At 67.8% G+C, this 12,603-nt stretch carries 15 protein-coding genes; 6 read left to right on the forward strand and 9 right to left on the reverse strand.

Features of this window, described 5'->3' with window-relative positions; translation table 11 throughout:
* The 3 genes from JX613_RS16405 to tpa form a co-directional block, all read right to left on the reverse strand.
* Window positions 1-582, reverse strand: a complete 582-nt coding sequence (locus JX613_RS16405; RefSeq protein ID WP_207102546.1) for an ECF transporter S component — start codon at window positions 580-582, stop codon at window positions 1-3.
* 16 nt (window positions 583-598) lie between these two features.
* On the reverse strand, window positions 599-1,027 hold the full coding sequence (locus JX613_RS16410; protein WP_207102547.1) for a PPC domain-containing DNA-binding protein: 429 nt from the start codon (window positions 1,025-1,027) through the stop codon (window positions 599-601).
* Window positions 1,028-1,264: 237 nt separating this feature from the next.
* Window positions 1,265-2,644: a hypotaurine--pyruvate aminotransferase Tpa gene (tpa, locus tag JX613_RS16415; protein WP_207102548.1), complete on the reverse strand. Its 1,380-nt coding sequence runs from the start codon at window positions 2,642-2,644 to the stop codon at window positions 1,265-1,267.
* Between the two features lie 167 nt (window positions 2,645-2,811).
* Between tpa and JX613_RS16420 the strand changes: the two genes are divergently transcribed.
* From JX613_RS16420 to JX613_RS16445, 6 genes are all read left to right on the forward strand, one after another.
* A complete protein-coding gene (locus tag JX613_RS16420; RefSeq protein ID WP_207102549.1) occupies window positions 2,812-3,384 on the forward strand; it encodes a cupin domain-containing protein in 573 nt (190 codons plus the stop codon).
* Window positions 3,385-3,529: 145 nt separating this feature from the next.
* Window positions 3,530-4,732 carry an ABC transporter substrate-binding protein gene (locus JX613_RS16425; RefSeq protein ID WP_207102550.1) on the forward strand — a complete coding sequence of 401 codons (1,203 nt, stop codon included), beginning with the start codon at window positions 3,530-3,532 and terminating at the stop codon, window positions 4,730-4,732.
* A 9-nt stretch (window positions 4,733-4,741) separates the two neighbouring features.
* On the forward strand, window positions 4,742-5,521 hold the full coding sequence (locus JX613_RS16430; RefSeq protein WP_207102551.1) for an ABC transporter ATP-binding protein: 780 nt from the start codon (window positions 4,742-4,744) through the stop codon (window positions 5,519-5,521).
* On the forward strand, window positions 5,518-6,222 hold the full coding sequence (locus tag JX613_RS16435; RefSeq protein WP_207102552.1) for an ABC transporter ATP-binding protein: 705 nt from the start codon (window positions 5,518-5,520) through the stop codon (window positions 6,220-6,222). The genes JX613_RS16430 and JX613_RS16435 overlap by 4 nt, the downstream gene beginning before the upstream one ends.
* Window positions 6,223-6,224: 2 nt before the next feature.
* Window positions 6,225-7,112 carry a branched-chain amino acid ABC transporter permease gene (locus JX613_RS16440; RefSeq protein ID WP_207102553.1) on the forward strand — a complete coding sequence of 296 codons (888 nt, stop codon included), beginning with the start codon at window positions 6,225-6,227 and terminating at the stop codon, window positions 7,110-7,112.
* A gap of 1 nt (window position 7,113) precedes the next feature.
* The gene (locus tag JX613_RS16445; RefSeq protein ID WP_207102554.1) at window positions 7,114-8,112 is read left to right on the forward strand and encodes a branched-chain amino acid ABC transporter permease; all 999 of its coding nucleotides are present in this window, start codon (window positions 7,114-7,116) and stop codon (window positions 8,110-8,112) included.
* On the opposite strand, the gene JX613_RS16450 is transcribed toward JX613_RS16445, so the two are convergent.
* The 6 genes from JX613_RS16450 to JX613_RS16475 all read right to left on the reverse strand — a co-directional run bounded on the left by JX613_RS16450 (window position 8,109) and on the right by JX613_RS16475 (window position 12,216).
* Window positions 8,109-8,699, reverse strand: a complete 591-nt coding sequence (locus tag JX613_RS16450) for an ABC transporter ATP-binding protein (protein WP_207102555.1) — start codon at window positions 8,697-8,699, stop codon at window positions 8,109-8,111. The genes JX613_RS16445 and JX613_RS16450 overlap by 4 nt on opposite strands.
* On the reverse strand, window positions 8,689-9,462 hold the full coding sequence (locus JX613_RS16455; protein ID WP_336512320.1) for an ABC transporter permease: 774 nt from the start codon (window positions 9,460-9,462) through the stop codon (window positions 8,689-8,691). The genes JX613_RS16450 and JX613_RS16455 overlap by 11 nt, the downstream gene beginning before the upstream one ends.
* Complete coding sequence (locus JX613_RS16460) at window positions 9,455-10,444, reverse strand: ABC transporter substrate-binding protein (protein WP_207102556.1); 990 nt, start codon at window positions 10,442-10,444, stop codon at window positions 9,455-9,457. The genes JX613_RS16455 and JX613_RS16460 overlap by 8 nt, the downstream gene beginning before the upstream one ends.
* Window positions 10,445-10,645: 201 nt before the next feature.
* Window positions 10,646-10,960, reverse strand: a complete 315-nt coding sequence (locus JX613_RS16465; protein ID WP_207102557.1) for an H-NS histone family protein — start codon at window positions 10,958-10,960, stop codon at window positions 10,646-10,648.
* 170 nt (window positions 10,961-11,130) lie between these two features.
* On the reverse strand, window positions 11,131-11,445 hold the full coding sequence (locus JX613_RS16470) for a hypothetical protein (protein ID WP_207102558.1): 315 nt from the start codon (window positions 11,443-11,445) through the stop codon (window positions 11,131-11,133).
* An 87-nt stretch (window positions 11,446-11,532) separates the two neighbouring features.
* Entirely contained in the window at window positions 11,533-12,216 is a 684-nt protein-coding gene (locus JX613_RS16475; protein ID WP_207102559.1) for a hypothetical protein, read from the reverse strand.
* Window positions 12,217-12,603: the final 387 nt, after the last annotated feature.

A 12,603-nucleotide genomic window follows, 5' to 3' on the forward strand; every position in this document is an offset into this window, starting at 1 on the left:
TCAGGCGCGCGAATGGCCCAGATAGGGCCAGTCTGACAGGCTGCGCGCGGGCAGGCCCCGCAGGATGGCCCAGGCCAGCACCGCCGTCGCCACCTTGTCGATGATGTTGCTGCCGATCACCGTCACCAGGACCGAGCCGAACAGGCTTTCGCCCACCTTCAGCAGATAGGCCACCGCGAAATCCGCGCCGCTGCCGGTGACGCCGCCGAACAGGAAGATGCGGATCGGCACCGCCACGACCGACAGCGCGACGGCGATGACGACGCCCGCCACCGCGGCCCGCCACCAGCTGCGGAACATCCCCGCGCGCGCCAGCAGCCCGGCGGCGACCCCGACCACCAGCGCGACCGGCGCGAAAAAGGCCGCCGTCGGCCCCTGGATCAGCCCCCAGATCAGGTTCGTCAGCAGCCCGGTCAGCCCGCCGATCACCGGCCCGCACAGGACCGCGGCGACCACGGTGCCCAGGGAATCCAGGAAGATCGGCAGGTTCAGAAAGGACACCGCCTGGCCAAGCGCCATGTTGAGCGCGATGCCGATGGCGCAAAGAACCAGCGCGCGGCTGGACAGGACGGAAGGGGACATGGGACACGATCCTTGGTTACGCGACAGGACGGACGACCAGCTCGTCATAGCCTGAAAGCGCGCAGGGCTCTCGGGCAAAGGACAGGCGGTCCAGCAGAAGAAGAACGATCTCGGCCGTGGTATAGACCGATGATCCCGGCAGCAGATGGCCCCCGAAGGCCCGCCCCTCGCCATCCGCGATGGTCAGGTGCAGATGCTCGCCCCCGGGGTCGATGGTTCCGGCCAGCGTGGTGATCTCGAAATGGCCGGCATAGCGGGTGCCTTCGGGCTTGTCGGCGTGGCGGATCAGGACCGAGGTCAGGCTGCCCACGCAGGTGACGACCGCCATCGCCGCCGCCCCGGTCCGGCGCTGGACGGCGCGCAGGCCCGCGATCAGGTCGGCGCCGGGTTCCAGTCGGACGGCGACAAAGCGGCCCGGGGATGTGGGGTCGGCGGATGGAAACATGGGTGCCATTCTCCGGTCGAACGGGGTGAGATGGGGATGGGGTGCACCCATGGTCCCGGCAAGGAACCTTCTGGCCGATCCCCCCAGGGCAAGTCAATCATCCCCGACAAGAAGCGCCCGGCCCCGCCGATCCTGCCGCCCTCGACATGGGCGCAGGCCCCTTCCCCCCGGGACTTCTTCTTCACCCAAATATCCCGCGGGGGTCTGGGGGCGCGAAGCCCCCAGCCTGACCGCGCCTCACCCCATGACCTTCGCCAGCGCCCCGTCGATCACCTCGGTGATGCGGTCGATGTCGGCTTCCGTGGCGATCAGCGCGGGCGAGAGGCACAGCGTGTTGTTCAGCCCCGGCAGGGATCGGTTGGTGGCGCCGATGATCACGCCCTGGGCCAGGCACTCGGCCACCACGGCCTGCACGCGGCGTTCGTCCAGCGGCTCGCGGGTCTGCCGGTCCGCCACCAGCTCGGCCCCGCAGAACAGGCCCTTGCCCCGCACCTCGCCGATCACCGCGTGACGCTCTTGCAACACCCGCAGGTTTCCCATCAGCCGCGCGCCCATGGCCACCGTGTTCTCCAAGAGGCCCTCGTCCTCGATGATGCGCATGTTTTCCAGCGCCGCCACCGGCCCCGCCGTGCAGCCGCCAAAGGTCGAGATGTCGCGGAAATAGCCCAGGGGATCGCTGGCGTCGTCCTTGAACTGCTCGAACACCGCCTCGGTCGTCACCGTGCAGGAAATCGCCGCATAGCCCGAGGCCACGCCCTTGGCCATGGTCACGATGTCGGGCTGGACCCCGTAATGCTGGTATCCGAACCAGGTGCCGGTGCGGCCAAGCCCGCAGACCACCTCGTCGATATGCAGCAGCACGCCGTATTTGCGGCAGATCTCCTGCACGCGCGGCCAGTATCCCTCGGGCGGCACGATCACGCCGCCGCCCGCCGTGATCGGCTCCAGCACGATGGCGCCCACGGTGTCGGGGCCTTCGCGCAGGATCGCCTCCTCGATGGCGTCCGCCGCGCGCTCGCCATAGTTCGCCACGTCCCACTGCTTGCGGTATTCCAGGCAATGGGGCACGCGCACGAAGCCGTCGGGGTAGGGTCCGTATTGCGCCGCCCGCTGGTCCTGCCCGCTGGTCGCCAGCGTGCCGATGGTGGTGCCGTGGTAATCGCGGTCGCGGTAGAGGATCTTCCACTTCTTCCCGCCATGCTGCCTGTGGGCGATCTGGCGGACCATCTTGTAGGCCTTCTCGTTGGCCTCGGACCCCGAGTTCGAGTAATAAACCCGGCTCATCCCCGGCATCTTCTGGATCAGCCGTTCCGCGAACAGCGCCGCCGGGACGTTGCCCGCAGCCCCCGCATAGTAGTTCAGCTTGACCAGCTGGTCGCGCACCGCATCGGCGATGCTGGTCCGGCCATAGCCCACGTTGACCGTCCACACGCCGCCCGACACCGCGTCCAGGTATTCGCGCCCGGTCACGTCCCACAGCCGCATCCCCTTGCCTTCCACGAAGACGCGCGGGTCCACCGTTTCATAGGGCTTGTGCTGGCTCAGGTGGTGCCACACATGCGCCCGGTCGGCGGAAACCACATGCGACAGGTCGTTCGGGGGAAGGTCGAGGGACATGGAAAGGGGCTCCTGCAGGCTGGGGCCCGCCGCGTCGGGACGGGCAGCGATACGCCCGATTGTCGCGGGGAAGCGCCCTCCGATCAACGGTGATTTCCTGCACGAAGCAGGTTGTTGATTTCACGGCGCTCGGGCACACTCCGCTTCGGATAGGAAGCAGGTGAGCGATGGGCAAGCCGCAGGACGACTCCGAGGACCGGCTGGTGGCGATGCGCCTGCGCGTGGTGCGCCGCGCCAAGGGGCTGTCGCAGCGCGAACTGGCGCGGCGCGCAGGCGTCGGCAGCGGCACCATTTCCCAGATCGAGTCGCTGTCGCTGAAACCCTCGGTCTCGGTCCTCAAGCGGATCCTGGACGGGGTGCCGATGGACCTGGCGACCTTCTTCAGCTTCGAGCTGCCCCTGGACCAGGACCGGGTGTTCCGCCGGGGCGAACACGTGAACATCGGCGCGCCGGGCATCCGCTATCTTCTGCTGGCCGCAGGCCGTCCCGGGCGCAACATCCAGATGCTGCACGAATTCTACGAGCCCGCCACCAGTTCCGGCCGCCATGTCCTGTCCCACGCGGGCGAGGAATGCGGCATCGTCATCCGCGGCACGCTGGAGGTGACGATCGGCGACGAGGTCCATGTGCTGAACGCGGGCGACGGCTATTATTTCAGCAGCACCCTGCCCCACCGCTTCCGCAACACCGGAACCGCCGTCTGCGAGGTCGTCAGCGCCTGCACGCCCCCCAGCTTCTAGCGTGGGCGGGGGCATCCGGTTTTCCGCAAGCCGTGACATGACGTTACTTTTTAAAGGCTTGTTTGACGGCCGGAACCCTTGCATCGTGCAGGGACCGGCGGAGGGCCAAGGGGACGCCGGCAAGAATGATGACCCGGGAGGAAAAATGGACAAAATGCTACTCGCGGCCACAACGGCCGGCCTTTTCGCGATGCCCGCCATGGCCGAGGTTTCGGACGGCGTGGTCAAGATCGGCATCCTGAACGACCAGTCGGGCGTGTATTCCGATTTCGGCGGCAAGAATTCCTATGAAGCGGCCCTGATGGCGGTCGAGGATTTCGGCGGCAAGGTTCTGGACGCCCCCATCGAGGTCGTGACCGCCGACCACCAGAACAAGGCCGACATCGCGTCCAACATCGCCCGGCAATGGTATGACACCGAACAGGTGGACAGCATCATGGAGCTGACCACGTCGTCCGTGGCGCTGGCCGTGCAGGCGCTGTCGCGCGAGAAGAAGAAGGTCACCATGACCACGGGGGCCGCGACGACCGAACTGACCGGCGCGCAATGTTCCCCTTACGGCTTTCACTGGGCCTATGACACGCACGCGCTGGCCGTGGGCACCGGCGGCGCGCTGGTGCAGGAAGGCGGCGACAGCTGGTTCTTCCTGACCGCCGACTATGCCTTCGGCTATTCGCTGGAGGAACAGACCAGCGCCTTCGTCAAGGAAAAGGGCGGCTCGGTCGTGGGATCGGTGCGCCACCCGCTGGCCTCGACCGACTTCTCGTCCTTCCTGTTGCAGGCGCAGGCCTCGGGGGCGAAGGTCATCGGGCTGGCCAATGCGGGCGCGGACACGCAGAACGCCATCAAGCAGGCCGCCGAATTCGGCATCACCCAGGGCGGGCAGAAGCTGGCGGCGCTGCTGTTCACGCTGGCCGACGTGCATGGCTTGGGGGCCGAGGCCGCGCAGGGCCTGAACCTGACCGAAAGCTTCTACTGGAAGCGCACGCCCGAGTCCGAGGAATTCGGCCGCCGCTTCATGGAACGCACCGGGTCGATGCCCAACATGATCCACGCGGGCACCTATTCGACGGTGATGTCCTACCTGAAGGCCATCGAGGCCGCAGGCACCGACGAAACCGAGGCCGTCGCCGCCAAGCTGCATGAACTGCCGGTGAACGATGTCTTCGCCGAAGGTGGCAAGGTCGGTCCCAACGGCCGCCTGATCAAGGATGTCTATCTGATGGAGGTGAAGAAGCCCGCCGACATCACCGAGGACTGGGATTACTACAACGTCCTGGCGACCATCCCGGGCGACCAGGCCTTCCTGGACCCGGCGGAAAGCGGCTGCCCGCTGGTCACGCAGTAAGGCGCGCCCATGACCGTTGCGCCAGTCCTGACGCAAACCGAGCCGCGGGTGGTCCTGTCCGCCCGCGGCCTTGGCAAGGATTTCGCGGGCTTCACCGCCGTCAACGATGTGGATCTGGACGTGGAACACGCCCGCATCCACGCGCTGATCGGCCCCAACGGCGCGGGCAAGACCACGGTCTTCAACCTGCTGACCAAGTTCCTGCAACCCACGCGCGGCACCATCACGCTGCGGGGCCAGGACATCACCCGGGAACGGCCCGACAAGGTCGCGCGCATGGGGCTGGTGCGGTCCTTCCAGATTTCCGCCGTCTTCCCGCACCTGACCGTGCGCGAGAACGTCAAGGTCGCGTTGCAACGCCCGGCGGGACTGGCCGTGCAGTTCTGGAAGCCCTTGTCCGCGCTGGACCGGCTGAACGGGCGCGCCGACCAGTTGATCGACCACCTGGGCCTGACGCCATACCGCGACCACCGCGCCGCCGACCTGTCCTATGGCCGCAAGCGCGTGCTGGAGATCGCGACGACGCTTGCGCTCGACCCCCAGGTGCTGCTGCTGGACGAACCCATGGCCGGCATGGGGCAGGAGGACGTGCGCATAGTGGCCGAGATCATCCGCGACGTGGCGCAAACCCGCGCCGTGCTGATGGTCGAGCATAACCTGAACGTGGTCGCCGACATCTGCCACCACGTCACCGTGCTGCAACGCGGAGAGATCATTGCGACCGGGGATTACGCCACCGTGTCCGCCGATCCCCGCGTGCGCACCGCCTATATGGGAACCGAAGGATGACGGCCCCGCTTCTGGAAACCGCCGGGCTTCAGGCCTGGTACGGCGAAAGCCATGTGCTGCACGGCGTGGACCTGCACGTCAACGAAGGCGAGATGATCTGCATCCTGGGCCGCAACGGCATGGGCAAGACCACCACCCTGCGCGCGATCATGGGCATTTTGCGCAAGCGCACGGGCCGCATCAGTTTCGCGGGCCAGGACATGATGAACGTCCCCCTGCACAAGACCGCCCGCGCGGGCCTTGGTTTCGTCCCCGAGGAACGCGGCATCTTCGCCACCCTCTCGGTCGAGGAGAACCTGATGCTGCCGCCGAAGGTCGCCGACGGCGGCATGTCGGTGGCCGAGATCTATGCCCTGTTCCCGAACCTGCTGGAACGCCGGAACAGCCCCGGCACGAAGCTGTCGGGGGGCGAACAGCAGATGCTGGCCATGGCGCGCATCCTGCGCACCGGGGCGCGCTGCCTGTTGCTGGACGAACCGACCGAGGGGCTGGCCCCCGTCATCATCAACGCCATCGGCGACGTGCTGCGGCAGTTGAAACAACGCGGCATGACCGTGGTGCTGGTGGAACAGAACTTCCGCTTCGCCGCCACCGTCGCCAACCGCTTCTATCTGATGGACCATGGCACCATGACCGCCGAATTCCCGGTTTCCGATCTGCCGAACCGGATGGACCTGCTGCATCGGGAACTGGGGGTGTAACCATGACCATGATCTTCGGCATCCCCGTCCAGGCGCTGATGGGCCAGCTTCTGGTCGGGCTGATCAACGGCAGCTTCTATGCGCTGCTGTCGCTTGGCCTTGCGGTGATCTTCGGCCTCTTGCGGGTGATCAACTTCGCCCATGGCGCGCAATACATGCTGGGCGCCTTCACCGCGCTGCTGCTGCTGACGGTAGGCGGCGTGAACTATTGGCTGGCGCTGGTCCTGGCCCCGCTGATCGTGGGCCTGTTCGGCGCGGTCATCGAACGGACCATGCTGTCGCGCCTCTACAAGCTGGACCCCCTTTACGGGCTTTTGTTCACCTTCGGCCTGGCGCTGGCGATCGAGGGGACGTTCCGGTATTTCTACGGCGCATCGGGGATGCCCTATGCCGCGCCCGGCGCGCTGACCGGGGCGGTGAACCTGGGCTTCATGTTCCTGCCCGTCTATCGCGGTTGGGTGGTGGTCGCCTCCCTGGTCGTCTGCCTGGGCGTCTGGTTCCTGATCGAGAAGACGAAGCTTGGCGCATACCTGCGCGCGGCGACGGAAAACCCGGTGCTGGTGCAAAGCTTCGGCGTGAACGTGCCCTTGCTCTTGACGCTGACCTATGCGCTTGGCGCGGGGCTTGCGGCCTTTGCGGGGGTGCTGGCCGCGCCCGTCTATCAGGTCAGCCCGCTGATGGGGTCGAACCTGATCATCATCGTCTTTGCCGTGGTGGTGGTCGGCGGCATGGGGTCGATCCTGGGGGCCATCGTCACCGGCTATCTGCTGGGCGTGGTCGAGGGGCTGACCAAGGTCTTCTACCCCGAGGCGTCCAACATCGTGATCTTCGTCATCATGGCGATCGTCTTGATCCTGCGGCCCGCGGGCCTTTTCGGAAAGGATGCCTGACATGGCCGGCAAAGCCGAACCCATCCCCACCGATCATGTCGCCATCCACCCCAGGGCCGGGGCCATCCAGCTTGCGCTGCTGGCGGTGATCGGGGCCGCGCTGCTGCTGGCGCCGCAGTTCCTGTATCCGATCTTCCTGATGAAGCTTCTGGCCTTCGGGCTGTTCGCGGCGGCCTTCAACCTGCTGCTGGGCTATACGGGCCTGCTGTCCTTCGGCCATGCCACCTTCTTCGGGGGCGCGGCCTATTTCACCGCCCATGCCGTCAAGGTCTGGGGCTGGCCGCCCGAGGCCGGGATCGCCCTGGGCGTTCTTGGCGCGGCGGCCCTGGGCCTGGTGATGGGCGCCATCGCCATCCGCCGCCAGGGCATCTATTTCGCCATGATCACGCTGGCCTTGTCGCAGATGTTCTTCTTCTTTTGCCTGCAGGCGGGCTTCACCCATGGCGAGGACGGCATCCAGTCCGTCCCGCGCGGCCGCCTGTTCGGGATCCTCGACCTGTCCGACACCATGACCATGTATTACTTTGTGCTGGCGGTCTTTGTCCTGGGCCTGCTGGTGATCTGGCGCTTCGTCAATTCGCCCTTCGGGATGATCCTGAAGTCGATCCGCGAAAACGAACAGCGCGCCATTTCGCTGGGCTATTCGGTCAGCCGCTACAAGCTGGGGGCCTTCGTAATGTCCGCCGCCCTGGCGGGGCTGGCGGGCGGCGTCAAGGCGCTGATCTTCCAGTTCGCCACCCTGACCGACGTGTCCTGGCAGATGTCGGGAGAGGTGATCCTGATGACCCTTCTGGGCGGCATCGGCACGCTGGCGGGGCCGGTCGTGGGCGCGGGGCTGGTGGTGACGTTGCAGAACTACCTCGCCACCTCGGACTTTCCGGTGACGATCATCACGGGCGTCGTGTTCATGGTCTGCGTGCTGGTCTTCCGGCGCGGGCTGGTGGGGGAATTCTTCGCCAGCAGGCTGGGCCGCAAGCTGGGCTTCCGCGCGGAAAGCTAGGCCCCCGCCAGCCGCGCCGGATGGCCCGCCAGCCGCAAGGGGGCGGCGTCCAGGCGCGCGGCCTCGGCCGCGTCATGCGTGACCAGGACCAGCCCCGCGCCGCTGCGGTCCAGAAGCCGCGCGGTCAGGTCCATCATCCGGCCCGCCGTGTCGGGGTCGAGGCTGGCGAAGGGCTCGTCCATCAGCAGGATGTCGGGTTCGGCGGCAAAGGCGCGGGCCAGCGACAGGCGGCGCTGCTGGCCCAGGGACAGCTGGCGGGGAAACTTGTCCTCGTGCCCGGCCAGCCCGACTTCGGCCAGCAGGGCGCGGGCGGCGGCCTCCGGGCAGCCCGTGGGCAGGGTGATGTTGGCCGCCGCCCGCCGCCAGGGCAGCAGGGTGGGTTCCTGAAAGACCATCGCCAGCCGTTCCCGCCGGTCCAGCCGCCCCTGGAAATCGCGGTCCAGCCCCGCCAGGATGCGCAGAAGCGTCGATTTGCCGATCCCCGAGGGCCCCAGGATCGCCACCCGCCGCCCGCGTTCGACCGACAGGTCCAGCGCGCCCAGGACCGGGCGTCCGGCAAAGGATTTTCCCGCCAGCTCAAGCCTCATCGCGGCGCCAGCGGTTCGCCCGCCCCTCCCACGGGCGCAGGACAAGAAGGTCGATCCCCAGCATCACCGCGACAAAGGCCAGCGCCCAGGCCAGCACCCCCGCCACGTCGAAGCTGGAAAACAAGAGGTGGATCTTGAACCCCACCCCGTTCGAGCGGCCCAGGAATTCCACCACCAGCACGATCTTCCAGATAAGCGAGATCCCCGCCCGCGCCGCCGCCGCGACATGGGGGGCAAGCTGGGGCAGCACCACATGGCGCAGCCGCGCCCAGGGCCCCATGCGAAAGGCCCGCGCCATGTCGTCCAGATCCGGGCGCAGCGCGCGGCTGCCTTCGCGCAGCATGACGGTGGTCAGGGGGATCTTGTTCAGCGCCACGGCGGTTACCGCCGCGACCTCGTTCAGGCCGATCCAGACATAGGCCAGCACGATCACCACCAGCGCCGGGATGTTCAGCGCGATCACCAACAGGGGGTTCAGCCAGTGGTCCGCCGTCCGCGACCGCCCCATCCACAGCCCAAGCGCCACCCCCGCCGTCATGGCGATGGCAAAGCTGGCCGCCACCCGCAGCAGCGTCGCCCCCGCGTGCAGCCACAATTCCCCCGACGCCGCCAGCGCCCCGATCCGCCCCGCGACCGCCAGGGGCGAGGGCATGGTGCGCGCATCGCCCGCCCAGGCCGCCGCCGCCCACCACAGCGCCAGCAGCAGCAGGACCGACGACAGGCCCGGCACCAGCCCGGGGCGCGGGGGGACCGTCCTATTCACCTTGCCAGAACAGCCCCTCCGGCAAGGCGGTCAGCCCGCCGGTCAGGTCGGCGCCGCCCAGGTCGGCCAGCACGGAAAACAGCGCCTGCGCGTCAGCGGCATCGACCGGGCCTTCCGGCGGGATCCCCGCCCGCCAGCCGTCGCGCAGGGCGGCGAATTCGGCATCCGAGGCGGCGTTCATCAGGGGCCGCAGATCCTGCCAGGCGTCGTCGTCGGTGGCCAGCAGTTCCTTGGCCTGGCGCGAGGCGCGCGCCAGCCCGCGCGCCAGCGCCGGATTGTCCGCGATCCAGCCGTCGCGCAGGACATAGCCCAGCAGGGGCGTGTCGGGATCCAGCCCCAAGCCCTGGGCTGCCTCTGCCACGCTGACGATCCGGCGCATCCCGCCCGCCTCCATCACCGCCATGAAATGCCAGAAGGTGATCGCGCCATCGACCTCGCCCGTCTCGGTGGCGTGCTGGATCATCGGGGGCGCGCCGAAGACCTGCTCGGTCACCTCGGCCAGGTCGTGGCCGGTTTCCTTGCGGTGCCAGGCGCGCAGGATCAGCCAGCTCTTGTCCAGGGGCCCGCCCGCGATGCCGATGCGCCGGCCTTCCAGGTCGGCCAGCGTCCGGGCGGGGCTGCCCTGCGGCACCACCAGCCCGCCCACGGCGGTCGAATAGGGCCAGAATGTGAAGGGCGCGCCCCCCGCCCGCTGCACCGCCACCCAGATCCAGTCCGAGACGATCGCATCGACCTGCCCGCCCTGCATGGCGACCTGCGTGGCGGGATTGCCTGCCAGCGCCAGGGTGCGCAGTTCAAACCCGTTCCGGCGGTCAAGGCCCCGGTCGCGGATGGTCTGCAGCTCCCAGGTCACCGTGCCGTTTTCAAGAACGCCGATGGTGATCGGGGGCAGGTCCGCCGGTGCCTGTGCCGCGCCGGACCCGGCCAGCGCCAGAAGCCCCACGGCCAGCGATGCGATCCGGCCCCGCCACGTCACGCGCATGGTTTTTCCCCCTGGTTTCATCGCGCGGGCAGCGTGGCACGGCCCGGGGCCGTCCACAATCGCCCAGAAGTCGCAGCGCCATTCGGGTTTTCTTTCGGGCCTCTTTCAAAAAACCGCCCGTCGTCCTTTCGCTATGCCGCGAAAGACGGCGCAATTCCCGGCGATCAAACCGCCGCGCCGCTTTTGCAAGGGCTCGCCGGTTCAGATCGCGAAATCGTCCAGCGACTTTCCGGCCGCCAGGGCCTCGACGATCCAGCCCGGCTTGCGGCCCCGGCCGGTCCAGGTCATGGCGGGGTTTTCGGGATGGCGGTACCGGGCCTCGCCGGGGCTGCGTTTGCCGGGCTGCGCGGCGATCATCTCCTCCAGCGAGGAAAAGCCTGCGGCCCGGGCAATCTCGGTCGCCTTCTGGATCGCCTGTTTCTTTTGGCGGCTTTCGTAATCCGCAATGGCCGCCGCCGATTTCCGGTTGATCTCTTTCAACTGGTCCAGCGTCAGTTCATTGTAATTGATGTCCATGGCAGTCCCCCTGATGATTTTCGCCACCGATAATCCAGGGACCGCCCTTTGGAAAGGCTTTCAAATAGCGCCGCCAATCGGCCATGCAGAAAGGCCCCGGAAAGCGGGCGGATAATGCAGTATCGTGCAAAGGGGAAACGATGCCCGCTGTTCCTGGACGCCGCCGCGCTTCAGGCGCGGGTCCGGGGGGCGGCGTCCTTCAGCGCCCTGGCAAGGCGGGCGCCGTCCTGCTGCGCCGCGTCCAGCAGCTTGCGGGCATAGTCGCTCTGGACGGCGGCGGCCTCGGTCGGCAGGTGGACATGGGCCAGGTTGCGCAGGCATTCCGCGCGCAGCTCGGCCATCCGCGCCAGGCCCAGCAGCGTTTCGCGCCACAGAACCTCCTGCATCCGCAAGGGCCACAACAGCGCCTCGGGCAGGCTGTCGGCCATCCCCGGGACATCCGGCAAAGCGGGCCTGTCCGGCCCTGCGGTCTTGTGGTTTTTCATGTCCATGATCCTGCTGCTGAAGCGCCAAGGATAGGACCGCAACCGTCCGCGCAGCCTTGATGCATGTCAAGACAGGTCAGCGCCGCCTCAGCCGCCCTGCCCCGCCTCGACCCGCACCCCCGTGCCGCCCGCGCGGCGGACGGCGGTGCGCAGCCGCTCCAGCAGATGGGTGCGCAGATAGGCGGCGTGGAACCGGCTGGGGGCGACCAGCAGCAGGCAGCCTCCCTCGACTCCGCCATCCACAAGGCCCGCGAACCAGGCGTCGAACAGCGCCCGGTCCTCGGCCGCCAGATGCGCGCGGGCCGCGCCCCACAGGCCCTCGGCCGCCGCGACCTCGGGGCGGCGGAAGGGGACCACGGTGCGGTCGGGGGCGGGCGCGTCACCCTCGCCCCCCATGCGGGCCACATAGTCGGGCCCGATATTCGGCCAGGCGGGGCGGCTGTCCAGCAGGATGCGGTCCAGATCCAGCCCCAGGATCGACACCCGGCCCCGCGCCCCCTGCCGCTTGACGGTGATCCAGCCAAGCGCCCGCAGCCGTGCCATGTCGCGCTTGACGGTGCGTTCGTCCACGCACCACAGCCGGGCGATCTCGCGCTGGCCCACCACCAGCTCGTCCGCCTGCCAGTTGTAGCGCGTGGTGATCAGCGCCATCAGACGCAGCACCAGCCGCTGGTCGGCCGGATCGCCGGCCAGGGCGTGGGCCATCATGGCCGACAGGATGTCGTATTTCTTTGCCGCCGCCTCTCGGCCGACGGCACGGATCCGCTGCATCGCCCTTGTCCCGCCTTGTGTTCGAACTGCCCCTGCGGTGACGCCCTTCCTGTTTCCAAAGGCCGCTTCAAACGCTTTTCGTCATCGCCCCCTCATTTGCGTCCAGCCTTTCGATTCTGTCAAGAGATTCGGCCCGTTGCGCATCTGCCGCCCGCTTGATGCAGGAAAGAAATCGGTATCATTGGTATAGGGGGACATACAGCGTGTCCCCCATTTGGACGCTGATGTCCCCCAATCCCTCGAGGCAGCCTGCCGGCTGTCCCCCAATTATTGTGTCCCGTGCCGCAACGCCCCGCGCGCGCTGAATGACCGATTCGCGCAACGGCTGCTGCGCTTGTGCTAGACTGCGCCTTCAGTGAACTTGCCTTTTGCCAAGAACGCAAATCC

The organism is Paracoccus shandongensis, assembly GCF_017315735.1.
Classification (GTDB): domain Bacteria; phylum Pseudomonadota; class Alphaproteobacteria; order Rhodobacterales; family Rhodobacteraceae; genus Paracoccus; species Paracoccus shandongensis.

Coding starts and splice junctions, on each gene's coding strand:
- JX613_RS16465 (WP_207102557.1), bottom strand. CDS start 10,960: ATGGACATCAATTACAATGAACTGACGCTGGACCAGTTGAAAGAGATC.
- JX613_RS16425 (WP_207102550.1), top strand. CDS start 3,530: ATGGACAAAATGCTACTCGCGGCCACAACGGCCGGCCTTTTCGCGATG.
- JX613_RS16475 (WP_207102559.1), bottom strand. CDS start 12,216: ATGCAGCGGATCCGTGCCGTCGGCCGAGAGGCGGCGGCAAAGAAATAC.
- JX613_RS16445 (WP_207102554.1), top strand. CDS start 7,114: ATGGCCGGCAAAGCCGAACCCATCCCCACCGATCATGTCGCCATCCAC.
- JX613_RS16440 (WP_207102553.1), top strand. CDS start 6,225: ATGACCATGATCTTCGGCATCCCCGTCCAGGCGCTGATGGGCCAGCTT.
- tpa (WP_207102548.1), bottom strand. CDS start 2,644: ATGTCCCTCGACCTTCCCCCGAACGACCTGTCGCATGTGGTTTCCGCC.
- JX613_RS16435 (WP_207102552.1), top strand. CDS start 5,518: ATGACGGCCCCGCTTCTGGAAACCGCCGGGCTTCAGGCCTGGTACGGC.
- JX613_RS16420 (WP_207102549.1), top strand. CDS start 2,812: ATGGGCAAGCCGCAGGACGACTCCGAGGACCGGCTGGTGGCGATGCGC.
- JX613_RS16410 (WP_207102547.1), bottom strand. CDS start 1,027: ATGTTTCCATCCGCCGACCCCACATCCCCGGGCCGCTTTGTCGCCGTC.
- JX613_RS16460 (WP_207102556.1), bottom strand. CDS start 10,444: ATGCGCGTGACGTGGCGGGGCCGGATCGCATCGCTGGCCGTGGGGCTT.
- JX613_RS16470 (WP_207102558.1), bottom strand. CDS start 11,445: ATGAAAAACCACAAGACCGCAGGGCCGGACAGGCCCGCTTTGCCGGAT.
- JX613_RS16430 (WP_207102551.1), top strand. CDS start 4,742: ATGACCGTTGCGCCAGTCCTGACGCAAACCGAGCCGCGGGTGGTCCTG.
- JX613_RS16450 (WP_207102555.1), bottom strand. CDS start 8,699: ATGAGGCTTGAGCTGGCGGGAAAATCCTTTGCCGGACGCCCGGTCCTG.
- JX613_RS16405 (WP_207102546.1), bottom strand. CDS start 582: ATGTCCCCTTCCGTCCTGTCCAGCCGCGCGCTGGTTCTTTGCGCCATC.